The 21,025-nt window shown below is 66.7% G+C and carries 20 protein-coding genes; 12 read left to right on the forward strand and 8 right to left on the reverse strand.

What is annotated here, in order from left to right:
* From cas7e to ACR4XJ_RS12035, 4 genes are all read right to left on the reverse strand, one after another.
* On the reverse strand, positions 1–1,155 hold the full coding sequence (cas7e, locus tag ACR4XJ_RS12020) for a type I-E CRISPR-associated protein Cas7/Cse4/CasC (protein WP_434755417.1): 1,155 nt from the start codon (positions 1,153–1,155) through the stop codon (positions 1–3).
* Positions 1,152–1,679 (reverse strand): type I-E CRISPR-associated protein Cse2/CasB, encoded by a 528-nt coding sequence (casB, locus tag ACR4XJ_RS12025; RefSeq protein ID WP_434755418.1) that lies wholly within the window; start codon positions 1,677–1,679, stop codon positions 1,152–1,154. Before casB ends, cas7e begins: the two co-directional genes overlap by 4 nt.
* 10 nt (positions 1,680–1,689) lie before the next feature.
* On the reverse strand, positions 1,690–3,348 hold the full coding sequence (casA, locus tag ACR4XJ_RS12030) for a type I-E CRISPR-associated protein Cse1/CasA (protein ID WP_434755419.1): 1,659 nt from the start codon (positions 3,346–3,348) through the stop codon (positions 1,690–1,692).
* A 393-nt stretch (positions 3,349–3,741) separates the two neighbouring features.
* Positions 3,742–4,983, reverse strand: a complete 1,242-nt coding sequence (locus ACR4XJ_RS12035; protein ID WP_434755420.1) for a hypothetical protein — start codon at positions 4,981–4,983, stop codon at positions 3,742–3,744.
* On the opposite strand from ACR4XJ_RS12035, the gene ACR4XJ_RS12040 reads away from it, so the two are divergent.
* Positions 4,975–5,178, forward strand: coding sequence for a hypothetical protein (locus ACR4XJ_RS12040; RefSeq protein WP_434755421.1), 204 nt, complete (start codon positions 4,975–4,977; stop codon positions 5,176–5,178). The two genes, ACR4XJ_RS12035 and ACR4XJ_RS12040, sit on opposite strands and share 9 nt — an antisense overlap.
* Positions 5,179–5,199: 21 nt before the next feature.
* On the opposite strand, the gene ACR4XJ_RS12045 is transcribed toward ACR4XJ_RS12040, so the two are convergent.
* Positions 5,200–6,546: a CRISPR-associated endonuclease Cas3'' gene (locus tag ACR4XJ_RS12045; protein WP_434755422.1), complete on the reverse strand. Its 1,347-nt coding sequence runs from the start codon at positions 6,544–6,546 to the stop codon at positions 5,200–5,202.
* Positions 6,547–6,991: 445 nt separating this feature from the next.
* Between ACR4XJ_RS12045 and nifH the strand changes: the two genes are divergently transcribed.
* The 8 genes from nifH to ACR4XJ_RS12085 all read left to right on the forward strand — a co-directional run bounded on the left by nifH (position 6,992) and on the right by ACR4XJ_RS12085 (position 13,142).
* Positions 6,992–7,819, forward strand: coding sequence for a nitrogenase iron protein (gene nifH, locus ACR4XJ_RS12050; RefSeq protein WP_434755423.1), 828 nt, complete (start codon positions 6,992–6,994; stop codon positions 7,817–7,819).
* A 65-nt stretch (positions 7,820–7,884) separates the two neighbouring features.
* A complete protein-coding gene (locus ACR4XJ_RS12055; RefSeq protein ID WP_434755424.1) occupies positions 7,885–8,208 on the forward strand; it encodes a P-II family nitrogen regulator in 324 nt (107 codons plus the stop codon).
* Positions 8,209–8,216: 8 nt separating this feature from the next.
* Positions 8,217–8,588: a P-II family nitrogen regulator gene (locus tag ACR4XJ_RS12060; protein WP_434755425.1), complete on the forward strand. Its 372-nt coding sequence runs from the start codon at positions 8,217–8,219 to the stop codon at positions 8,586–8,588.
* A 39-nt stretch (positions 8,589–8,627) separates the two neighbouring features.
* Positions 8,628–10,187: a nitrogenase iron-iron protein, alpha chain gene (anfD, locus tag ACR4XJ_RS12065; protein WP_434755426.1), complete on the forward strand. Its 1,560-nt coding sequence runs from the start codon at positions 8,628–8,630 to the stop codon at positions 10,185–10,187.
* Positions 10,188–10,213: 26 nt separating this feature from the next.
* Positions 10,214–10,579, forward strand: coding sequence for a Fe-only nitrogenase subunit delta (gene anfG, locus ACR4XJ_RS12070; protein WP_434755427.1), 366 nt, complete (start codon positions 10,214–10,216; stop codon positions 10,577–10,579).
* Between the two features lie 13 nt (positions 10,580–10,592).
* The gene (gene anfK, locus ACR4XJ_RS12075; protein WP_434755428.1) at positions 10,593–11,981 is read left to right on the forward strand and encodes a Fe-only nitrogenase subunit beta; all 1,389 of its coding nucleotides are present in this window, start codon (positions 10,593–10,595) and stop codon (positions 11,979–11,981) included.
* A 103-nt stretch (positions 11,982–12,084) separates the two neighbouring features.
* The gene (locus tag ACR4XJ_RS12080; RefSeq protein WP_434755429.1) at positions 12,085–12,723 is read left to right on the forward strand and encodes a gamma-glutamylcyclotransferase family protein; all 639 of its coding nucleotides are present in this window, start codon (positions 12,085–12,087) and stop codon (positions 12,721–12,723) included.
* A 215-nt stretch (positions 12,724–12,938) separates the two neighbouring features.
* The gene (locus ACR4XJ_RS12085; RefSeq protein WP_434755592.1) at positions 12,939–13,142 is read left to right on the forward strand and encodes a DUF2188 domain-containing protein; all 204 of its coding nucleotides are present in this window, start codon (positions 12,939–12,941) and stop codon (positions 13,140–13,142) included.
* A 93-nt stretch (positions 13,143–13,235) separates the two neighbouring features.
* Here ACR4XJ_RS12085 and ACR4XJ_RS12090 read toward each other — a convergent pair whose 3' ends face one another.
* The 3 genes from ACR4XJ_RS12090 to nifV all read right to left on the reverse strand — a co-directional run bounded on the left by ACR4XJ_RS12090 (position 13,236) and on the right by nifV (position 17,777).
* Positions 13,236–14,672, reverse strand: coding sequence for a radical SAM protein (locus tag ACR4XJ_RS12090; protein ID WP_434755430.1), 1,437 nt, complete (start codon positions 14,670–14,672; stop codon positions 13,236–13,238).
* A 97-nt stretch (positions 14,673–14,769) separates the two neighbouring features.
* Positions 14,770–16,368 (reverse strand): sigma-54-dependent Fis family transcriptional regulator, encoded by a 1,599-nt coding sequence (locus ACR4XJ_RS12095; RefSeq protein ID WP_434755431.1) that lies wholly within the window; start codon positions 16,366–16,368, stop codon positions 14,770–14,772.
* A 116-nt stretch (positions 16,369–16,484) separates the two neighbouring features.
* Positions 16,485–17,777 carry a homocitrate synthase gene (gene nifV, locus ACR4XJ_RS12100; protein WP_434755432.1) on the reverse strand — a complete coding sequence of 431 codons (1,293 nt, stop codon included), beginning with the start codon at positions 17,775–17,777 and terminating at the stop codon, positions 16,485–16,487.
* A 379-nt stretch (positions 17,778–18,156) separates the two neighbouring features.
* On the opposite strand from nifV, the gene ACR4XJ_RS12105 reads away from it, so the two are divergent.
* From ACR4XJ_RS12105 to ACR4XJ_RS12115, 3 genes are all read left to right on the forward strand, one after another.
* Complete coding sequence (locus ACR4XJ_RS12105) at positions 18,157–19,494, forward strand: hypothetical protein (protein WP_434755433.1); 1,338 nt, start codon at positions 18,157–18,159, stop codon at positions 19,492–19,494.
* A 352-nt stretch (positions 19,495–19,846) separates the two neighbouring features.
* Positions 19,847–20,566 carry a FadR/GntR family transcriptional regulator gene (locus ACR4XJ_RS12110; RefSeq protein WP_434755434.1) on the forward strand — a complete coding sequence of 240 codons (720 nt, stop codon included), beginning with the start codon at positions 19,847–19,849 and terminating at the stop codon, positions 20,564–20,566.
* Positions 20,563–20,955 (forward strand): hypothetical protein, encoded by a 393-nt coding sequence (locus tag ACR4XJ_RS12115; RefSeq protein ID WP_434755435.1) that lies wholly within the window; start codon positions 20,563–20,565, stop codon positions 20,953–20,955. Before ACR4XJ_RS12110 ends, ACR4XJ_RS12115 begins: the two co-directional genes overlap by 4 nt.
* The last annotated feature ends 70 nt before the right edge of the window (positions 20,956–21,025 follow it).

Raw genomic sequence — 21,025 nt, forward strand, 5'->3', positions numbered from 1 at the left:
CTACCCCGCGATGAAGGCGCAGACCTCGGCCAAGCTGCCTTCGCCCGTCAGCGGATTGAAGTGGCGCGACTCGGTGGTGTCGTCATAGACCTTGGCGAAATTGTCGCGCGTCGTGGTCAGCGCGGCGATGGCTGCGGGCAGCATGTCGGCTTCGCCCTCCAGCCCCTTCAGGTAGGCCACGGCCAGCGATCTGGGCTGAGCATCGCCGCGCTCGGCCAGGCAGAAAGAGGCGTGGGCGCGGCTGGCGAAGCTGTTCTGCTTGCCGGTGGGGCTGACGGTGCAGGCGCATTGGCACAGCGCGGCCAAAGCCCTGGCGGCCAACGCATCGTCGCCCAGGGTTTCGCGCAGCAGGTGGGTGTCGATGCAGGCATACAGGTAGAACAGCCCGGCGCCGAACTCGATGACGCCCATGTGCCCCGCTCCGGTGCTGTCGCGGTTCAGGTCGTCCACGGCGGTGAAGAAGTCGTCCTCCACTTCCGCCTTGTGCACGGTCAGGGCGTGGGCCACCTGCGCGGCGGCCTCCACGCTGTGGGACTTGCTGGCGGCCAGCATGCGTCCGAACAGGGCCACGTCCACGGCCATGTGCTCGCGCCGCAAGAGATCCAATTCCTCCGCACCCGGAGCCTTGCCGGAGGCGCGGCACGCTTCGGTCAGCGCGGCCACGGCCTTGAGTTCCTGCGGGGTGAGGTGGGCCAGTTGTTCGATGTGCAGGGATTCATCGGCGTTGGCGGCGCCTTCCCCCCCGTTCGCATCCTGCTTGTCTTTATCAGGCTTGCCTTTGCCCTTGTCCTTCTTGAGCGCGCCGAAGGTGCCTGCAATGGCCTGGGCGATCTCGCGCGCGGGCTTGTCCTTGAGCACGAGCAGACTGCCGGTGGACGAGGCGTCATGCAGGGCCTGGTCAAGGGTGCATCCCTTGGTCAGCGCGTTGAAGACGGCCGTCCCCAGTTCCTTGGTGCGGGTGCCGATGTGCCCGGCAAGGGCCGCCTTGAACACATCGGAGGTACGCCAGGCGCGCTTGAGGCTTTGCGACGATACCCGCAGCCGCTGCGAATTGCCCATGACCACGGTTTTGGGGCGGCCGGTATCGTCGCGGTTCAGGTTGGCGGCGGCATAGCTGGTAAGGATGTGCAACTGGACGAAACGGGGCGTGGTCATGACGCATCTCCTTTGCGGGGGGCGGGGTTGTAGTACTTTTCCGCCCACTTGCGGCGGGTGTCGTTGTTCCAGTGGAAGGCGGCGTAGAGCAGGCTTTCGACGTTGGCGGTGCGGGTATAGATGATGAGTCGGCGCAGCTTGGCGAACAGGGCGTCCGTTTCCGCATCGCCCACGACGATAAGCCGACGGAAGCGAAAGTCGCCCGATCCGCCGCGATCCTGTTCGACCATGGCAAGGCGGGCGGCGAAGTGCAGGCGGTCCAGTTCCGGGGCCTGGGCCAGCAACCCCGCCACGAAGGCCAAGGCGGGCTTGTCGCCCTCCGGCACAAGACCGCCGGGCAGTTCCAGCACCGGCTGGCCGTTGTCGCCGCTCTGAAGGTAGCCGATGACCCCCCGGTGGAATTCGGACAGGGAATACACATCGTCGGGCGTTCGGGCCCGGCGCAACCGCGCCCGCATGCCCCGGTTGCCGTCCAGCGTTCCCCACCATCTGGCGAGGGGGGCCGCATAGTCCGTGCAGTTCATAGGAAAAACCTCACGCAACGGGTTGCAGGGTGATGTTGAGACGTTTGTACAGGGTTGCCTTCAGGCCGCCCCTGGCTTGCGCATCGCGCTGCCAGAGCTTGCCGTCTCCGGCCAGCAACATGCCTTCCAGCGCAGTGTCGTAGATGCGCAGCGCCGTCCGCAGTAGCACCTGCGCCCACTGGCGACGCACCGTTTCCGCATTGGAAATATCCTGCCCGCCCAGCTCGCCGGGGCTGTCAGCCTCTTCCTCCCCAGCCGCGCGATCCGGTTCGGCCAGCCGCGCGACCATTTCATAGAACGGCGCTTCCGTCTCGCTCCAGAACATGCCGGCGTAGCCCTGAAACGGCGCGGCGTCGCTTTTGGCCTGGGCCTTGTCGCCGAACATGGCCCGGCGCAGCGACCACAGCAGTTGCTGGCGCGCGGTATTGGCATCCGCAACCATTTCCTTCACTTGGGCGCGGAATTCGGCCAGGTCCACGTGTTCCGCGGTCAGGACGGGGTATTCGCCCTCGCACCATTGCCGGGCCTTCATGTTCTCCATGTCGTACCCGCTGGCGCGCACCCGCACCTGCCCGCGCAGGCGGCGCTGCGACAGGGCAAAGCTCACGCAGGCCGCCCGGTCGATGTTGCCGTCGCCCTCCCCTTCGCCGCAGACCACACCCAGCCAGTGGGTGTAGCCGGTCACGCCGGGGTTGCCCTTGAGGGGCAGCGCGGGCGCATCCCCTTTCTGGAAGCGATAGGGCGTCAGGTTGTGCTTCCAGGTGGGACCGTAGTTGTAGCCGGACGGACGCTGGACGAACTGGCGCACCACTTCCGTTGTGCCATTGCCGCACACGGAGCATGCACACGGGGTGGATTCGATGCGCGGCAGCAGCAGGATGCGCCGGGGCATGCCCCAATAGGCGTGCAGGGGATGCACATCCTGCGGCGAGGTGGTTTCGCCCTTTTCGCTGGTGCGGGTGGGCGCACCCCACGGAAACACCCCGCCGGGGTACTGGTCTGGCGACGGCATGCCGTACCTGCAACGCGGCGCGGACAGCACGTTGGCCCACAGGGTGCGCCACAGCCGAGCCGGGCGTTGCGGGTCGTCATCCGGCACGGCCAGGGTGGACATGGGACCGCCGCCGCGCAGTGATGTCCGGATGCCCGCCCCGCCCGCCGGGGCGAAGGTCTGGAGGGTATACAGGGCCATGGCCGCGCAGGGCAGGCAGAGTGCGTCCACCCGGTCGCGCTTGATGAAATGGTCGGTGTTGTCACGGACGGTCTTGGCACCCGGCGCGTCGATGAGCAGCGACGCCACGGGCAGCAGTTCGTCTTTGGGGCCAGGCTCGGGCAGGGTCAGATCCTGCATGAACCGGGGGCGGTCGCCATCCAAGCGGAACCACGAGGTAAAGGGGGCAAGGGCCGCCAGCAGCGCTTCCTGAGAGGGAGGGGCGTCCAGCAGTTGCCCCCAGGCCGCATCATCGCGCGGGGGCATGGCCAGTTGCAGCAGACCGATGAGGAATTCGTGCAGGGCCGCCCGAAAGTCCGGGCGCGGCGGCAGCAGGTCGACAGGCGGGGGAATGGCCCCGCCGTCGGGCGGGACGATCTCCCACGGGCCGATGACGTCCGTGCTGCCATCAATCCTGCGCACCGGAATCCACCGGTCCGTCAAGAGATTGAGGGGCATGGCGTGGTCCTTGGTTGAGGGTTTTGCCACCAATAGTTACAATTGGATACACGTGTGGCTGGTGGTGTTCAAGGAAGCGGCGCTTCACGGGCCGGGTATGCACAATGGCCAGCCGCTGTCGCAGCAGGACAGGATGCTGACGGTATCTCTTGCAGCCATACTACCTTTTATATTTTGCTAACATGGCCTTGCAACTGGCGCAATAAATATTTAAAAAACGATGTACACAAAAAGAAACCAGGGCAGCCGGTTTCCGCCTGCCCTGGTTCTTCAGCAAGATACAATCCCCGCTGTGCGGGGAACTCACTGGTAATGCCCTCTATCAAAGCCACACTACCGGGCCATCCCCGCTCCACGGCCGGGAACATAACACACTATACATTCCGGACTATTTTATGAAATAAATAATCCGTCCTCCGGCGTATATCGCGCCTCCCGCCACCTGTCATCCCCGCCAATGACCTCCCCCACCCAACATCCATCTCCATCCGGCCGTAGCGGCAACAGCACAGCCCACTTTCCCTTGTCCGGCATGCATTCCGCAAGCTCCTGCACGGCCGGTTCCAGTTCCGGCGGGTACACGGCGGTTGCCACCCTCCATGCCGCCACCTTGACTTCGGAACGCAGGCATCGGGCCATGGTCAGGGGCTGCCCCACAACGTGCGCGGTGTCCTCATCCCCTTCGCCATCCGCCCACAGACGCACGCGCCCCTCCTCCACGCGCAGCAGGCGCACGCAGACGGTGGGTTCCCCCAGACGCGTGGGCGTACGCACGTCGGCATCCCATTTATTGTTCGTGGCGGTGCGCTCGTACCCGAACGGGAAATGCAGCACGTTGTACGCCCCCATCTGCCGCCGGGACATGGCCTCCGCCTCTGCCGCTACCCCCGCCTGCTCGACGCCGGGCGGCACTTTGCCCGCGTAGGCCCCTTCCACCAGTGGTCGGGCCTGTTCCGGCAGGTGCAATCCGCCCTGCTCACGCAGCAGCCGGGCCGTGCGCCACAGGGTGGGCACGTCCGGGTAGACGTGGCGGGCCAAGGGAAACAGCGCCGCGTACCAAGTGGCATCGGCGTCCTCCACGGGGTCCGGCGCGAACACCAGCATGCGGGCGGACTCGTATCCGGCCGGGCGCGGGCGTCCGCCGTGGCGCTGGCACCGCCCGGCGCGTTGGATCATCAGGTCCATGGGGGCAAGGTCGGTGGACAAAATATCAAAATCGACGTCGATTGATTGTTCAATCACTTGGCTCGCAATCAGAATCTTTCCCCGCCGCATTTCGGGCGTGGAATCCTTGCCGAACAATTCCAGCACGCGCGCCTCTATCCGCTGCCGGTCGCACCCGGCAAAGCGGGCATGGAACAGCAGCACGTCCTCGGCGGGCAGGCCGCATTCCTCGACCAGCAGGCGGCGCGCCTCGCGCGCGTCATCCACGGTATTGCGCACCCATGCGCCGCAGCCGCCCGCCCGGTGCACCCGCCGCAGGGCGTCCAGCAACGGGACCACGTGGTCGTGCAGGGTTACCTGCACGTCGAGCCTGCGCGCCGAGGGCGGTACGGTCGTCTCGTGCACGCCGTCGGCCCCAACCCCAGCCCCGGCTCCGACCCTGACCAGCAGGGGAAACGGGGCGTGGCCCACACCCTCCTCCTCGTCGTCACGCCCACGCTGCCACATGCCCGGCCAGGCCCCCCATCCCATGCCGGCCGCATCGTCATGCTGCCCGGTTCCCAGCTTCAGGCCATGCTGGTACGCCGCCACGAAGGCATCGCGCAGGCGGCGCGGCAAGGTGGCCGACAGCAGGATCGCGCTGCCGCCCAGCGCGGCCTGAAATAATAGTAATACATGTATAAGTTTTCATGTATATTCATCATAAGCGTGCACCTCGTCCGCGATGAAGACCGACCGGGCAAGCCCCAGCAAACGCAGGGCCTGATGGCGCGAGGGCAATACCCCCAGCAGGGCCTGGTCCACGGTGCCCACCCCGCACGGCGCCAGCAGCGCCTTCTTGCGGCTGTCCGCAAGCCAGGGGGTGCACACCGCGCGCCCGTCGGTGTCGTCCCGCCGGTGGGCATGGCCGCCCGTCGTAATGGAGGCCAGAAAGTCGTCGTGCAATGCCCTGCCGCCGTGGGCCAGCAACAGCGAGGCGGCGGCATCGGGAAAGAGCCGCCCCACGCACTCGGCAAGCCGTCCGTACATGGCATTGGCCGTGGCCTGCGTGGGCAACCCCACGAACACCCCGCCGCCCCTTCCTGCCGCCAGCAGGCGCGCCGCCAGCAGCAGGGCCGCCTCGGTCTTGCCGCCGCCGGTCAGGTCTTCGATGATGAACAGTTGTGGACCTTCTCCCAGGCTGGTGCGCAGGGCTTCCTGCTGCATGGGGTGCGGGGCGTGGGCGGCCAGCGCGGGAAACAGGGCGGAAAAGGCCGGGGCGTCCAGCGGCGCGGGCGGCAGCAGACCGCACTCGGCAATGGCCGAATCAGCCCGCGTGCACGCCTGCTCGAACCATGCACACAGGTCGGCTCCGGCACCCTGCGGGGGCGGTCCCTGCGGCCCCGGCACGGCATGGGGAAACCAGCGTTCGTTGGAGCCCAGCCAGTCCGCCACGATGAACAGCCCCGCCGCCAACCAGGACAACGGCGCAAGGCTGGTCTGCTCCAGTTCCGGCAGGGTCACCCCGTCAAGGAACAAGGCCGCACACGATGTCACGTGCTCAACCGCCACATCCCACCCGGCACCGAAGGCGGGGCGCACCGTCCCGTCGAGCACCCGCTCCACCGGTTCGCCATGATGGGCGAACGCGCAGATCGCCAGCGGCGTCAAGGCACTCAGAGCCCGTTCGTCGAACGGCACGACATCGTGGGCTTCGTATGCCCAATCGCTCCAAAACCGGAAGCCCAGCCAGGTATGGTCGTCCCTGCCCCGCCCGCGCGGAACGCCGTTGGCCGTGGCCAGTTCCGGCACCTTGTGCTGAAAGGTGGCCGCGAACTTGCCCGCATCGTGCACGGCGGCAAAAAACAGCAAGAGCTTGCGGGTCACGTCGGGCGGCAACGGGGAGAGGCGGTCCACCAGTGCGGACAGGCGATGATCGGCGCGCAGCAGCGCATGCACCACCGCCGCCACGTCCAGGCAATGGTACGGCAGCGGATGCCAGCCGCCCCGGTCGTTGGTCTTGCCCCAGAAACGCAGCGAAGAAACATGCGGCATGCGGCCCCCATGCGGTACGGTATGAACAGGATTGACGGTGGTCCCGGCCCGTGCGCCACGCAACGGATAGCACGAACGGACCTGTATCGGCCACCAGCGCACGCGGCACCGGACCGGCATGCCCCGACATGGCTGCGCCCCACCCTTCCGCACCACCGCGAACACCCGCGCCCCCGAACGTACATTCCCGTACACTTCAGCCGCAGCACGCATCCCCACCCCACTCCGCCCGCTTCGTACACAAACGTACGTTCCCCGCTTCTTGCCCTCGCATAACGTACATCTCCGGACCATACCCGCCCATCCCCCCGCATCATCTGCATGAAAAACCCCGTTACGAGCGCATTACCCATGCATGGCACACCCCATGCAGTGTGGACGGCGTACCCGATGCGCAATCCCCACGCATCGCCACCGCAGCGCATTCCAAAAACGGAGGCCCATCATGACCAGAAAGATCGCCATCTACGGCAAGGGCGGCATCGGCAAGTCCACCACCACCCAGAACACCGCAGCCGCCATGGCCCACTTCCACGACAAGAAGGTGTTTATCCACGGCTGCGACCCCAAGGCCGACTCCACCCGGCTCATCCTGGGCGGCAAGCCGCAGGAAACCCTGATGGACGTGCTGCGCGAGCAGGGCGCTGAAAAGGTGACCATCGACAAGGTGGTGAAGACCGGGTTCAAGGACATCCGCTGCGTGGAATCGGGCGGTCCGGAACCGGGCGTGGGCTGTGCGGGACGCGGCGTCATCACCGCCATCGACCTCATGGAAAGCCTTGGCGCCTACACCGAAGACCTCGACTACGTGTTCTTCGACGTCCTCGGCGACGTGGTGTGCGGCGGTTTCGCCATGCCCATCCGCGACGGCAAGGCGCAGGAAGTCTACATCGTGGCATCCGGCGAAATGATGGCCATCTACGCCGCCAACAACATCTGCAAGGGCCTGCTGAAGTACGCCAAGCAGAGCGGCGTGCGCCTTGGCGGCGTCATCTGCAACAGCCGCAAGGTGGACCGCGAGCGCGAGTTCCTGGAAGAATTCACCGCCGCCATCGGCACCCGGATGATCCACTTCGTGCCGCGCGACAACATCGTGCAGAAGGCGGAATTCAACAAGAAGACCGTGACGGAGTTCGACGCCGCCGAAAACCAGGCGCTGGAATACAGCATGCTCGGCCAGAAGATCATCGAGAACACCGACTTCGTCATCCCCAAGCCCCTCACCATGGACGAGCTTGAGGCCATGGTCATCAAGTACGGCATCACCGACTAGACCGCCGCACCTCCCCAACCCGTAACGGTGCAACCCGCCCCACCCAGACCGCAAGGAGCGATTCCATGGCTCTCAAGATGATCAAGGCGATCGTGCGGCCGGAAGCCGCGGACACCGTGGCCGACGGCCTCGCCGAGGCGGGTTTCGCCTCCATGACCATGATCCACGCCTTCGGGCGCGGCAAGCAGAAGGGCATCACCGTGGGCAGCGTGCACTACGACGAACTGCCCCGCACCATGCTGGTCATGGTGGTGGAGGATGCCAACGTCGAGGAAATCCTCACGCTCATCAAGTGCAAGGCGTACACGGGCAATTTCGGCGACGGCAAGGTGTTCGTCTCGCCCGTCGAGGACGCGCTTACCGTGCGCACCGGCGTGAAGGGCCTGTAGGTGGCGCCATGAAGGAGATCATCGCCATCATCCGCCCCAAGAAGATGGGCGCCACCAAGGAAGCGCTGGACAGGCTGGGCTTCCCCTGCCTGACCGCCGTGCCGGTGCTGGGCCGGGGCAAGCAACAGGGCCTGGCTGGCGAGATCGGCACGGAGATCAACCCCAAGGTTCTGGAGCAAGGCAAGTTCCGCAAGATGAAGTACGTGCCCAAGCGCATGATCTCGCTGGTGGTGCCCAGCGCCAGCGTCGATGCCGTCATCGACGCCATCGTGGCGGTGAACCGCACCGAGCAGGTCGGCGACGGCAGGATATTCATCTGCCCCGTGGATGACGCCCTGCGCGTCCGCACCGACGAACACGGCGAAAGCGCCATCCTGTAGCGCGTCCGCATCGCCCGCAGAGACAGAAAGGAACGAGACATGCCGTACCATCTTTTCAAATGCAGCGAATGCATTCCCGAGCGCGAGAAGCACGCCGTCATCAAGGGCCCCGGCGAAACGCTGGCCGACGCGCTGCCCCTCGGTTACCTGAACACCATTCCGGGCACCATATCCGAGCGCGGCTGCGCCTACTGCGGCGCCAAGCACGTCATCGGCACGCCCATGAAGGACGTCATCCACCTCAGCCACGGCCCCGTGGGCTGCACCTACGACACGTGGCAGACCAAGCGCTACATCAGCGACAACGACAACTTCCAGCTCAAGTACACCTTCGCCACCGACATGAAGGAAAAGCACATCGTGTTCGGGGCGGAAAAGCTGCTGAAGCAGACCATCATCGACAGCTTCAAGGCCGTGCCGCACATCAAGCACATGACCATCTACCAGACCTGCGCGTCCGCCCTCATCGGCGACGACATCAACGCCATCGCGCAGGAAGTGATGGAAGAAATGCCCGATGTAGACATCTTCGTGTGCAACTCGCCGGGCTTCGGCGGCCCCAGCCAGTCGGGCGGGCATCACAAGATCAACATCGCCTGGATCAACCAGAAGGTGGGCACCTTCGAGCCGGAGATCACCAGCGACTACGTGATCAACTACGTGGGCGAATACAACATCCAGGGCGACCAGGAGGTCATGCAGGACTACTTCAAGCGCATGGGCATCCAGGTCCTGTCCACCTTCACCGGCAACGGTTCGTACGACGGCCTGCGCGGCATGCACCTGGCCCACCTGAACGTGCTGGAGTGCGCCCGGTCGGCGGAATACATCTGCAACGAACTGCGCCAGCGCTACGGCACGCCGCGCCTGGACATCGACGGCTTCGGCTTCGAACCGCTGGGCACCTCGCTGCGCAAGATCGGGCTGTTCTTCGGCATCGAGGACCGCGCCCAGGCCATCATCGAAGAGGAAACCGCCCGCTGGAAGCCGGAACTGGACTGGTACAGGGCCCGCCTGACCGGCAAGAAGGTGTGCCTGTGGCCCGGCGGTTCCAAGCTGTGGCACTGGGCTCACGTCATCCACGACGAAATGGGCGTGGACGTGGTGTCGGTGTACACCAAGTTCGGCCACCAAGGGGACATGGAAAAGGGCATCGCCCGCTGCGAGGAAGGCGCCCTTGCCATCGACGACCCCAACGAACTGGAAGGGCTGGAAGCCATGGACATGTTGCAGCCCGACATCATCTTCACCGGCAAGCGCCCCGGCGAGGTGGCCAAGAAGGTGCGCGTGCCCTACCTGAACGCTCACGCCTACCACAACGGGCCGTGGAAGGGCTTCGAGGGCTGGGTGCGCTTTGCGCGCGACATCTACAACGCCATCTACTCGCCCATCCACGAGCTGTCCAAGCTGGACATCAGCAAGGACGAAATCCCCACCGACAAGGGCTTCGTCACCCGGCGCATGCTGTCGGACGCCAACCTGCCCGACGAGGTGCGCAACGCCCCGAACATGCGGCCCTACACCGGCAAGTACGACAGCCTTGTGGACCTGCGGGGCAAGACCTATCCCGCCTTCGAGCCGCAGCCCGTCGCGGTGTGACGCGGTGTGACAGGGAGACGACCACCATGGGCGACGCAATGAAGGACGACGTCATGAAGGACCGCACCGAACAGCTTGTCGACTACATCATGAAGAAATGCCTGTGGCAGTTCCATTCCCGCGCCTGGGACCGCACCCGCCAGAACGAAGGCATCCTGACCAGGACCAGGCAGCTTCTGTGCGGCGAGCCGGTGGACATCTCCACCCCGGAGGCCCGCTGCTACTGGGTGGACGCCGTGTGCATGGCCGACGCCTTTCGCGCCCGCTACGCGTGGCTGGCGGACATGAGCAGGGACGAAATCGCCGAACTCATGCAGGGGCTGCATGAACGCATCGAGTTCCTGACCGTCACCGGCTCGCTGAACCTCGAACTGACGGACCAGAAATACTAGAAGGAAGACCGCCATGGCCTGCGAAATAAAGGAAAAGGAACGCCCGGGGTGTATCAACCCCATCTTCACCTGCCAGCCGGCGGGGGCGCAGTTCGCCAGCATCGGCATCAAGGACTGCATCGGCATCGTTCATGGCGGCCAGGGCTGCGTGATGTTCGTGCGCCTGATCTTCTCGCAGCACTTCAAGGAGAGCTTCGAAATCGCCTCCTCTTCTGTGCACGAGGACGGCGCGGTGTTCGGCGCGTGCGGCCGCGTCGAGGAAGCCGTGGACGTGCTGCTGATGCGCTACCCCGACGTGAAGGTGGTGCCCATCATCTCCACCTGCTCCACGGAAGTCATCGGCGACGACATCGACGGCGTGGTCACCAAGCTGAACGCCGGGCTCTTGCAGGAAAAATATCCCGGCCGCGAGGTGCACCTGATCCCCATCCACACCCCCAGCTTCGTGGGCAGCATGGTCAGCGGCTACGACGTGGCGGTGAAGGACTTCGTCAGCCACTTCGCCCAAAAGACCGAACCCAACGGCAAGCTGAACCTGCTCACCGGCTGGGTGAACCCCGGCGACGTGACCGAACTGAAGCACCTGGTTTCGGCCATGGGCATCGACGCCACGGTGCTGTTCGAGATCGAGAGCTTCGATGCGCCGCTGATGCCCCACGGCAACCACGTGGCCCACGGCAACACCACCATGGACGACCTGCGGGGCACGGCCAACGCCATGGGCACCATCGCCCTCAACCCCTACGAGGGAGGCAGGGCGGCCAAGTACCTGCAACAGGAATTCGACATCCCGACCATCATCGGGCCCACGCCCATCGGCATTCGCAACACCGACACCTTCCTGCGCAACCTCAAGGCGCTGACCGGCAAGCCCATTCCGGAATCGCTGGTGCGCGAACGCGGCATCGCCCTGGACGCCATCACCGACCTGACGCACATGTTCTTCGCGGACAAGCGGGTGGCCATCTACGGCAACCCCGACCTGGTCATCGGCCTGGCCGAGTTCTGTCTGGACCTGGAAATGAAGCCCATGCTGCTGCTTCTGGGCGACGACAACCCCAACTACAAGACCGACCCGCGCATCAAGGCCCTGCAGGAGAACGTGGACCACGACATGGAGATCGTGACTAACGCGGACTTCTGGGAACTGGAAGACCGCATCAAGAACAAGGGGCTGGAACTGGACCTGATCCTGGGCCACTCCAAGGGCCGGTTCATCTCCATCGACTACAACATCCCCATGTTCCGGGTGGGCTTTCCCACCTACGACCGGGCGGGCATGCACCGCCACCCCGTGGTGGGCTACGCCGGGGCCACCTGGCTGGCTGAGCAGATGGCCAACACCCTGTTCTCGGACATGGAATACAAGAAGAACAAGGAATGGGTCCTCAACATGTGGTGATGCCGTCCGGACGGCCCGCCCACGGAGCCGCCGCCGCACCCGGACATCACGCGGGGCGGGGCGGTTCCGCCGTTTCATCCACCGGCAACCTGCGGGAGGCACCATGCCCGGCATCACCAATCCGGACGCCGCACCGGACGCACGGCAGGCCGCGCGCGACCCGGCCCAGGCGGTCATGACCTACGGCAGGCCGGACCGGGCCTACCTGTTCGCCTACGGATCCAACATGAATCCGGCCCAACTGCGCGCCCGCTGCTCCGCCCTGCCCCGCGTGGTGACCGTGGCCCGGCTGGCCGACCACTGGCTGTCCTTCCACGGGCACACCCGCATCTGGGACGGCGGGCTGGAAACGGTGACCGCCGCGCCCGGCCAAGAGGTGTGGGGCGTGGTGCTGGAACTGACCTTCACCGACATGGGGAGGCTGGATGCCTGGCAGGACGCCCGGCTGGACGGAGCGGGCAGCTACTTCCACTACCCGGCCACGGTGACCGACGCGCAAGGCGGCCCCCACCACGTGCTGCTGTACAAGAAGGACGTGCTGGGCACCCCCGTGCCCCCCAGCCGCGAATATCTCGAATTCATCGCGCGAGGCGGCGAAAAGTGCGGTCTGCCCGCCACCTACCTTGCCCGGCTGCGCGCCATGCACAGCCGCCCGGCGTCGTACCCGGCACCCCGGCACCCCCGCTTCGACCGGGGGTTGCTGGCGGATGTCTCGTGCGACAGTTGCGGCGGGAAAAGCTAGCTATCCCCACTAACACTCCGCGCCTATCCATCAACAGATAACAAAATCAATACGATGAAATCCTAACTTGCGATTTCTTGAATTATTCTAGAGAGGATGACAGATAAAAAACTGCCTGCTATATTCAAACAAACCCCAAAGACATGGTTAGAGCATGTCTAATCTACGGGAAAAAGGAGGTGGAAAAGACTATGAGCAGGGATACTCATCGAGTAATGCCACACCCGGACGGGGGGTGGCAGGTAAAGCGTGATGGTAATGAACGCGCTTCGCATCGGACAAACACGCAGGCAGAGGCTATCGGAATCGCGAGAGAAATAAGCCGGAACCAAGAGACCGAGCTACAGATTCACCGCAGAAATGGGCAAATCCGCGAATCTGATAGCCATGGAAAGGATCCGTATCCACCCAAAGGATAGTCCACAACATGACGACAACGTTATCCACGGCGGCATGGTGCAACACCATGCCGCCGTATTTTTATCTAACCACGGCCTTTCTCTAGCTTCCCATCACACCATCAGTTGGTCTCGCACCGTGCCCAGTTCTTCTACGGGCAGTCCGTCCACGCAAGTGGCTTCCTCGCCGTACACGGCGCGCAGCATGTCCAGCACCATGCCGGAGCAGGCCACGGCGTTGACCCCGTGCGAGGTCAACACCGTGCGCGGCACGTCGCCCAGGGCGGCCACCAGCAGGGCGCGGCAGTCGTGCAGGCCGCGCGCCAGATGTTCCCAGCGGCCGGGGCTGTCCGGCGCGGGCAGGATGCGTTCCTCCACAATCCGGAAGCCGCCGCCTTCCAGCGGTTCCCATATGTGCAGCGTTTCGGCCTTGCCGAGGTGCAGGTTCACCCGCAGCCCCCCACGCGAGGCCACGGCTACGTAGGGCCGCGCAGCACCGTCAAGGGCGGTTGCGCGCAGCGGTTCCGGGTGCGCCGCGCCGGTGGTGCGCCGCAGCATGCCGCCGCCACCGCACCCTCCGCCTCCACCACATCCCCCGCCGCTGCCGTCACCGCCGCCGCACCGCTTGCGCCGCGCGGGCTCGCCCACCCTGCCCGGTCCGGCCGGGGTCAGGCCCCCGCAGGTGGCCAGCACCGGGGCCAGTTCGCTGGAGCGGTCCTCGCGCAGCAGGCCCACGGCATCGGCCCGGCAGCGGCGACAGTGGGTCATCTGGGGCAGCAGGGCCGCCCCGGCCAGGCGCAGGTTTTCCATGAGCGCGGGCGACGGTTCGGTCACGTCGGCGAACGGGGTGCCGGGGTTGGGGTGCAGGGGCATCAGGTTGTGCAGGTCGGCGCCCAGGGCACGGGCCATTTCGGCCACGGCGGTCACGTGGGTGTCGTTGATGCCGGGAATGACGATGGTGTTCACCTTCACGGCGATGCCACGCGCCTTCAGCCCGGCGATGGACTGCTTCTGGCGGTGCAGCAGCAGTTCCGCCGCGTCCTGTCCGCGATACGTGGTCCGGCCGTCGCGCACCCACGCGTAGATGGACGCGCCGATGGCCGGGTCCGCCGCGTTGCAGGTGACCGTGGCATGGGTGACGCCGAAGGCGGCCAGGTCGTCCAGGTGGGCGGGCATGGCAAGGCCGTTGGACGACAGGCAGAACAGCAGGTGCGGGTAGGCTTCGCGCAGCAGGCGCATGGTTTCCAGCGTGGCTTCCGGGTTGGCCATGGGGTCGCCCGGCCCGGCGATGCCCGCCACGGTGATGCGCGGTTCCGCCTCCAGCACCCGGTGCATGTATTCCAGGGCCTGGCGGGGTTTCAGCACCGCGCTGGTCACGCCGGGGCGCGATTCGTTGGCGCAATCGTACTGCCGGTCGCAGTAGTTGCACTGGATGTTGCAGCCGGGGGCCACCGGCAGGTGTACACGGCCGCAGGTGCCGGACGCGGCCTTGTTGAAGCAGGGATGCTTCGAGGCGTCGCGCGGGGTGGCGGCAGGTTCGGTGGCGTTCATGGCGGCTCCTTTCTCACGGTGCGCTGGACGGTTGGAGTAAACAGAGGGGAAAGGCTGCGGGCATGTGGAAACCATGGGGATGGCCCGACATGCGGGACTAGCTGGCAGGCGCCCCCTCCCCCCTGCGAAACTGCCGGTAGGTCAGATTGAAACGCTTCATGCGCAGGCCCATGATGCGCCGGGTCAGGCCCAGTGCCCGCGCCGCCTCGGTGGTGTTGCCCCGGTGGGCGCGCAGGGCTTCCACCAGCATCTCGTACTCCACGCAGGCCAGGCGCGCCTCCAGCCCGCCGGGCGCGCCCGCGTCCGGCGCCATGGCCGATTGCAGCGACAGCGGCAGGTCGTGGGCGTGGATGGTGTCGTCCTCGGTCAGGATCACCGCGCGGTGGACGACGTTTTCCAGTTCGCGCACGTTGCCCGGCCAGTCGTGCTGCACCAGCATGTTCAGGGCGGACGTGGCGATGGTGGACACGTTCTTTTCCGTCTCGCGGGAGTAGCGGGCCATGAAGTGCTCGGCCAGGGTCACGATGTCGCTGCCGCGCTCGCGCAACGGCGGCACCATGATGGGAAACACGTTGAGCCGGTAGTACAAATCCTCGCGGAAGGCGCCCTGGGCCACCATCTCCTGGAGATTGCGGTTGGTGGCGGCGATGATGCGGATGTTCACGGGTATGCTCTGGTTGCCGCCCACCCGTTCGAAGCGCCGTTCCTGCAACACCCGCAGCAGCTTGGCCTGCATGGCCGGGGAGAGTTCGCCCACCTCGTCCAGGAAGATGGTGCCGCCGTCGGCCTCCTCGAAGCGCCCCTTGCGGGTCTGCACCGCGCCGGTGAACGCGCCCTTCTCGTGGCCGAACAGTTCGCTTTCCACCAGGTTTTCCGGCAACGCCGCGCAGTTGAACTTCACCAGCGGCCCTTCCGGGTTGGAGCCGTCGTAGTGCAGGGCGTTGGCGATCATCTCCTTGCCCACGCCGCTTTCGCCCAGCAGCAGCACGGTGGTGCGGGTCTGGGACACCTTGCGCATCAGGGCGTACACCTCGCGCATGGGCGCGGACGCGCCGATGATGCTGGCGGGGTGGAAGCGCTCCTTCAGCCGGTCCACCAGCAGCCGGGTGCGCTGTTCCCAGCGGGCCAGGTCCACCTTCTCGACCAGGTACAGCTCCACCGCGTGGGCCAGCATGTGGGACATCACCATCAGCACGTCCACGTGGCGGTCCAGAAAGCGCCGGTCCTCGTAGAGGCGTTCCGCGCTGATGGTGCCCAGCACCTTGCTGCCGCGCAGGATGGGCACGCACATGAACGACAGTTCCAGGTCCGGGCCGCCGGAAAGACTGCGGGTGCGGTTGAGGAAGGCGGGCTCGTCACCGATGCGCCGCACGATGATGGGCCGCGCCGTCTCCACCACCCGGCCGGTGATGCCCTCGCCCAGGTGGTACACGCCGCGTTCCTGCTCCTCCGGCGTCAGGCCGATGCTGCGGTGCACGAAGATGCGCCCCGACTCGCGGTGGTGCAGGCTGATCATGCCGCGCCGCACGCCCATTTCGGCGTGCATGTAGCCCAGGATGCGGTCCAGCGCGGCGCAGAAGTCCTCCGGCCCGGAGAGCATGCGCCCGATTTCGTGCAGCAGGGGCACGATGCCCCCCCGGCACACCCCGCCGCCGCAGGTGCGCGCCTCGTCGCTGTGTTTCTTTTCGCAGGTCATGGCCCTCACCGGCGCGAAACGTTGAAGGACACGGGAATGGGATGGGACGCCCGACGCGCCCGCCGGGGGCTCCGGAAACAGGAATGGCCGCATGGGTGCCTCCGTCGTTCCGTCCGTCATTCATGGGGGCAGACGGCATGGGGGTGAGCGGACGGGCTGGCGCAACGCATACCCGGCCGCTTGCCGTGCGGGTCACCGGGCACGCCATCGCCGACATCTTCCGGCGTTCCGGCTCCCCGCGCCGCATCCAGAAAGCGCAGCAGGTCGGCCTGTTCCGGCGGGCGCTTGGTGCGCGCGGCATGCTCGCGCAGCAGGGGCAGCACGGCCCGCGCGCCCTCCTCGTCCAGCCGGATGCCCAGCCGTCCGTAGGCCCAGCGCACGGCCGCAGCGCCAGAATGCTTGCCCAGCACCAGCCGGTGGTCGCGGCCCAATTCGCGTGGGTCGATGTGCTGGTAGTTGGCCGGGTCGCGCAGCAGGCCGCTGACGTGGATGCCCGACTCGTGGGTGAACACGTTCTCGCCCACGATGGGCTTGCCCGGCGGCACCGGGCGGCCCGAGGCGGCCGCCACCAGCGCCGATACCCCCGGCAGCAGCGCGGGACGCACCCCGGTGGGCATGCCGTGCAGCAGGTGCAGGGCCATGATCACCTCTTCCAGGGGGGCGTTGCCCGCCCGCTCGCCCAGCCCGTTGACCGTGGTGTTGGCGTGGGTGGCCCCGCCGCGCACGGCGGCCAGGGTATTGGCCGTGGCCAGCCCCAGGTCGTCGTGGGCGTGGATTTCAAGCTCCAGGCCGCTGCGCGCCCGCATGGACAGAAACCGCGCATGGGTGGCGAAGGGGTCCAGCACGCCCATGGTGTCCGCGAAGCGGAAGCGGCGCGCGCCGCAGCGTTCCGCCACCTCCAGCACCAGAGCCAGGAAGTCCGGGTCGGCCCGGCTGCTGTCCTCGCCGCCCACGCACACCGCAAAGCCCATGTCCAGCGCGGCGCCGGTCATGGCCTCGATGCGCCGCAGCACCCAGGCCCGGTCGCGCCCGATCTTGCGGGTGATCTGCTGGTCGGAGACGGGAATGGACAGGTTCACCGTGGCGACGCCCGTGCCGCGCGCGGCGGCCAGATCCGCCTCGTGCATGCGGCACCACACGATGGGCCGCGCCGCAAGGCCCAGGGCCGCGATGGCGCGTATCTCGTCCACCTCGTGCGGGCCCATGGCCGGGATGCCCACTTCCATCTCCGGCACGCCCGCGGCGTCCAGCGCACGGGCCACGGCCAGGCGTTCGTCGAGCGTGAAGGCCACGCCCGCCGTCTGCTCGCCGTCGCGCAGGGTGGTGTCGTTGATGATGACCTGACGGGTCTTACGGGTCTCATGGACCGCCGGGGCGGCCCCGGCGGGTGACACGCTGGCTGCGCTCATGCCGGCCTCCTTCATGCTTGTGGAGGCACGACAGCAAAGCATGTGCCAGCAACGGCGCGGCCCGGCCTCGCCAGCAAAGGCGCCGCATACCGGCCCGTGGCGACGGTCCGGGCCGCCCCCGGTCCGTACCCCGGACCCGCCGAAGATGGTCGTTACGTACACTTTGGGCACGAAATGGTACCATTCGGTACGTTGCCGCCTGTCCGGTCTGCCCCTCCTGGCCCGCCCTTCCCGGCCTGCCCCGGCCTCTCCCTCCTCTTCGCCCCCGCGCGGACGGAGTGAGTGAATACTTTTCGACGCCCCTCCGGTAAGGTAGGGTCGTCTCCATGAAGGGCAGGATTCCCGCCAAGGGTTGCCGACAGCAGCGAGAGCAGGACGGATGATCTACATCGACCGCATCGAAACCCAGGACGTGGTGGCCACCCGCGAGATTTCGCGGGACGAGATGAGCGACTACCTGCTCACCTTTCCCGCGCTGCTGTGGCGCATCGAAATCGCCAGGTCGCGCATCGAGCTTTTGAACGCGCGCAAGCTGCCCGTGCTCGAGGACAGGTCCGGACTGTTCATGAAGAGCCCGGACTTCCGCCGCAGGGTGGTGCTGCCCGAAGACCTGCACTTCATCGAGGCCTTCATGGAGGCCATGAAGCGGGGCGACGCGGCCGAGACCATCGTGCGGGTCTGCGCATCCGGGCAGGAAGAGGAACAGCTGTGCTGGCTCAAGGTGGCCGGATGGTCCAGCCCGCGCGACCCGCGCTACTACATGGGCTACCTGATGGACGTTTCCGACCGGGCCGAAGGCATTCGCGGCATTCTTGAAAAGGATGCCGAGCAGCAAATGCTCATCGACCTTGCCGAAAACCCCACCCTCATCGTGGACTTCGACACCCGCCAGGTGCTTTCCCTGAACTCCGCCGCCGCCTCTGCCTTCATGTACCCCGGCAACGGCATGACCCATCTCGATTTCGGCATGCTGCACCACCCCGGCATGACCAACCGGGTGCACCGCCTGTTCGAGGAAATCGTGTTCGCCCGCAAGTGGGAGGGCAAGCTGGAGTACGTGCGGCGCAGCCACGCCACCTTTTCGGCCCGCACCTCGGTGCGCCTGCTGACCCTGAAGGGGCGCAGGCTGCTGCGCGTCTCGCTGACCGACCTGCGCTCGGCCTCCGGCGACGAGGATGTGGAGGAGCGCACCGCGCCGCCCCCGGACCGGCAATTCGCCCGGCTGGAAAAGGACCTCCACGCCCGGCTGGAACCCCTGTCGGACATCGCCGAAATCCTCGCGACCCTGCACGCCTTCCGGCTGCCCAGCTACGACTGCGACGGACTGCTGTTCTCGGACATCCACCAGCGCCGCAACAAGGTCTTCGTGCACTGGGCCGGGGAGCCGTTCACCGGCATGCCGCAGGGCGAAATGTTCCCCTTCGACGGCACCATCGCGCAGGACATCGTGAGCTACAAGCTCGACTCGCTCATCGTGGACGACACCCTGGACAGCATCAAGGCCATCGACTGGGCGCTGTTCATCCCCAGGGGCATCCGCTCGTACTTCGCCAAGCCCTTCTACCGGCGCGGCGTACTGCGCGCGGTGCTCATACTGTGCTCGAGGCGTCCGGCGGCGTTCCCCACCACGGGCCTGCCGGAATACTCGATCCTGTTCGATCCGTTCGACAAGGCCATTCAGGCATGGCGGACCCGCCAGCGCCACCAGGGGTCCTGAGGCGTTTCCCTTTCGTTCCCTCCCCTCCTTCCCCCGCATGTACAGCGCCCGTCGGCACGCCCGGCGGGCGCTTCGCGTTGGCGGCATTGCCCGCGGGCTCCGTGCTGCTTTCCGGCGAGCGCCAGTCGAATGCGACCCAAGTGGTCTTACCAATCACGCACGAAAAAGCACATGAAAACCCGCACATTGCACGATGAGTGATTTTCTGCGGACATACAGCTTGCAAGCGCTCACATACATCACTATCGGTCATACCAATGGGGCGGCATCGCAAGCCGACGGCACGATACCCCGCCCCCCTTCCGGCAACACCCGCAGGCGGCGCCCGGCGCTCCGCCCCACGGAGGCGTGCATGGAAAAGGAATCCGCCATTCTCACGGACCTGCTGGGCAGGATCCGCTGCGGCGAATGGGAGGTGGGCGGCAGGCTGCCCCCCGAACGCCAGCTGGCGGGCATGCTGGGCACCAGCCGCCCCACGGTGCGCGGAGCGCTGCGCGTGTTGCAGGCGCGCGGCATGGTCGAGGTGCGCCGGGGCAGCGGATGCTACCTGCGGTCCCGCCGCGAGCGCGGCGGTTACACCGACGCCGTGGGTCCCCAGTCCGGCATGGCCCGGCTGGAAGCCGCCTACATCATCCTGCCCCCCCTGGCGGCCCTGTGCGCCGTCACCGTTTCCCCCTCCGGCCTTTCCCGCCTCGAAGGAACCATGACCTCCCTCAGCCGCGCCATTCTCGGCGGCAACCCCGGCCTTGCGCGGGAACAGACCGTGGCCTTCATGCACGCCCTGGCCGAGGCCACGGGCAATCCCGCGCTGGTGGCCACCGTCGAACAGCTGTGCCCGGCGGGAGCCTCGGCCATCGACCTGCTGTTCGCCATGGAAGACTACGAGCGCGACCAGTTCTTCGCCGACTTGGTCAAGGTGCTGCAAGCCCTGAAGCGGCACGATCCGGAAGAGGCCCGGCTGCGCATGGAGGAGCGCGTGCTGCGCATGTGCCGCTGCATGGAGAAGTACGCGGGCACCGAATGCACCCCGTTCATCCGCGCGCAACTGGACCAGCGGGGGATGGACGCATGACCACCACGCGCGCCGGATTCCTGCGGGGATTGTTCTCGCTGGGGGCGGACCTTGTGAGCGGCGCGGCGGGCGTCACCGCCGCTGCCGCCGAAAGCGGCGGGCATCCGGCGGCCGCAGCGCCCCCCGCCCCATTTTCCGGCGGTACGCCCCTGTGCGGCCCCGGCGGCGACTTCACGCCCGAACTGCTGCGCCTGGAGGCCGAGCGGATGGGCCTGCCCGCCGACGCCGACCCCGGCGACCTGTTGCACCACCTGCACCGGGCCATGCTGGACATGGCCCCGCCCGGCGTCCGGGCCTCCGGCGCCACCGAAGAAACCGGCGAGGCCGCCCCCGGCATCAACGCCGCGCCAGACACAACGGACGCAACGGACGCCGGGCACCCCCACTGAACCGTCACCGCGCGGGCTCGCCCCCCGCGCAGCGCATAACCGGCTGGGGATTCCAAGGGTCGCACCCCAA

This window comes from Nitratidesulfovibrio sp. D1 (assembly GCF_051133415.1).
Lineage (GTDB): Bacteria > Desulfobacterota > Desulfovibrionia > Desulfovibrionales > Desulfovibrionaceae > Cupidesulfovibrio.

Excerpts from the sequence above, each read along its gene's own strand:
- ACR4XJ_RS12045 (WP_434755422.1), bottom strand. The coding sequence starts at position 6,546 with ATGCCGCATGTTTCTTCGCTGCGTTTCTGGGGCAAGACCAACGACCGG.
- casA (WP_434755419.1), bottom strand. The coding sequence starts at position 3,348 with ATGCCCCTCAATCTCTTGACGGACCGGTGGATTCCGGTGCGCAGGATT.
- nifH (WP_434755423.1), top strand. The coding sequence starts at position 6,992 with ATGACCAGAAAGATCGCCATCTACGGCAAGGGCGGCATCGGCAAGTCC.
- ACR4XJ_RS12085 (WP_434755592.1), top strand. The coding sequence starts at position 12,939 with ATGCCACACCCGGACGGGGGGTGGCAGGTAAAGCGTGATGGTAATGAA.
- ACR4XJ_RS12055 (WP_434755424.1), top strand. The coding sequence starts at position 7,885 with ATGGCTCTCAAGATGATCAAGGCGATCGTGCGGCCGGAAGCCGCGGAC.
- ACR4XJ_RS12115 (WP_434755435.1), top strand. The coding sequence starts at position 20,563 with ATGACCACCACGCGCGCCGGATTCCTGCGGGGATTGTTCTCGCTGGGG.
- nifV (WP_434755432.1), bottom strand. The coding sequence starts at position 17,777 with ATGAGCGCAGCCAGCGTGTCACCCGCCGGGGCCGCCCCGGCGGTCCAT.
- anfD (WP_434755426.1), top strand. The coding sequence starts at position 8,628 with ATGCCGTACCATCTTTTCAAATGCAGCGAATGCATTCCCGAGCGCGAG.
- ACR4XJ_RS12060 (WP_434755425.1), top strand. The coding sequence starts at position 8,217 with ATGAAGGAGATCATCGCCATCATCCGCCCCAAGAAGATGGGCGCCACC.
- cas7e (WP_434755417.1), bottom strand. The coding sequence starts at position 1,155 with ATGACCACGCCCCGTTTCGTCCAGTTGCACATCCTTACCAGCTATGCC.
- ACR4XJ_RS12090 (WP_434755430.1), bottom strand. The coding sequence starts at position 14,672 with ATGAACGCCACCGAACCTGCCGCCACCCCGCGCGACGCCTCGAAGCAT.
- ACR4XJ_RS12080 (WP_434755429.1), top strand. The coding sequence starts at position 12,085 with ATGCCCGGCATCACCAATCCGGACGCCGCACCGGACGCACGGCAGGCC.
- anfG (WP_434755427.1), top strand. The coding sequence starts at position 10,214 with ATGGGCGACGCAATGAAGGACGACGTCATGAAGGACCGCACCGAACAG.
- ACR4XJ_RS12095 (WP_434755431.1), bottom strand. The coding sequence starts at position 16,368 with ATGACCTGCGAAAAGAAACACAGCGACGAGGCGCGCACCTGCGGCGGC.
- anfK (WP_434755428.1), top strand. The coding sequence starts at position 10,593 with ATGGCCTGCGAAATAAAGGAAAAGGAACGCCCGGGGTGTATCAACCCC.
- ACR4XJ_RS12105 (WP_434755433.1), top strand. The coding sequence starts at position 18,157 with ATGATCTACATCGACCGCATCGAAACCCAGGACGTGGTGGCCACCCGC.
- casB (WP_434755418.1), bottom strand. The coding sequence starts at position 1,679 with ATGAACTGCACGGACTATGCGGCCCCCCTCGCCAGATGGTGGGGAACG.
- ACR4XJ_RS12110 (WP_434755434.1), top strand. The coding sequence starts at position 19,847 with ATGGAAAAGGAATCCGCCATTCTCACGGACCTGCTGGGCAGGATCCGC.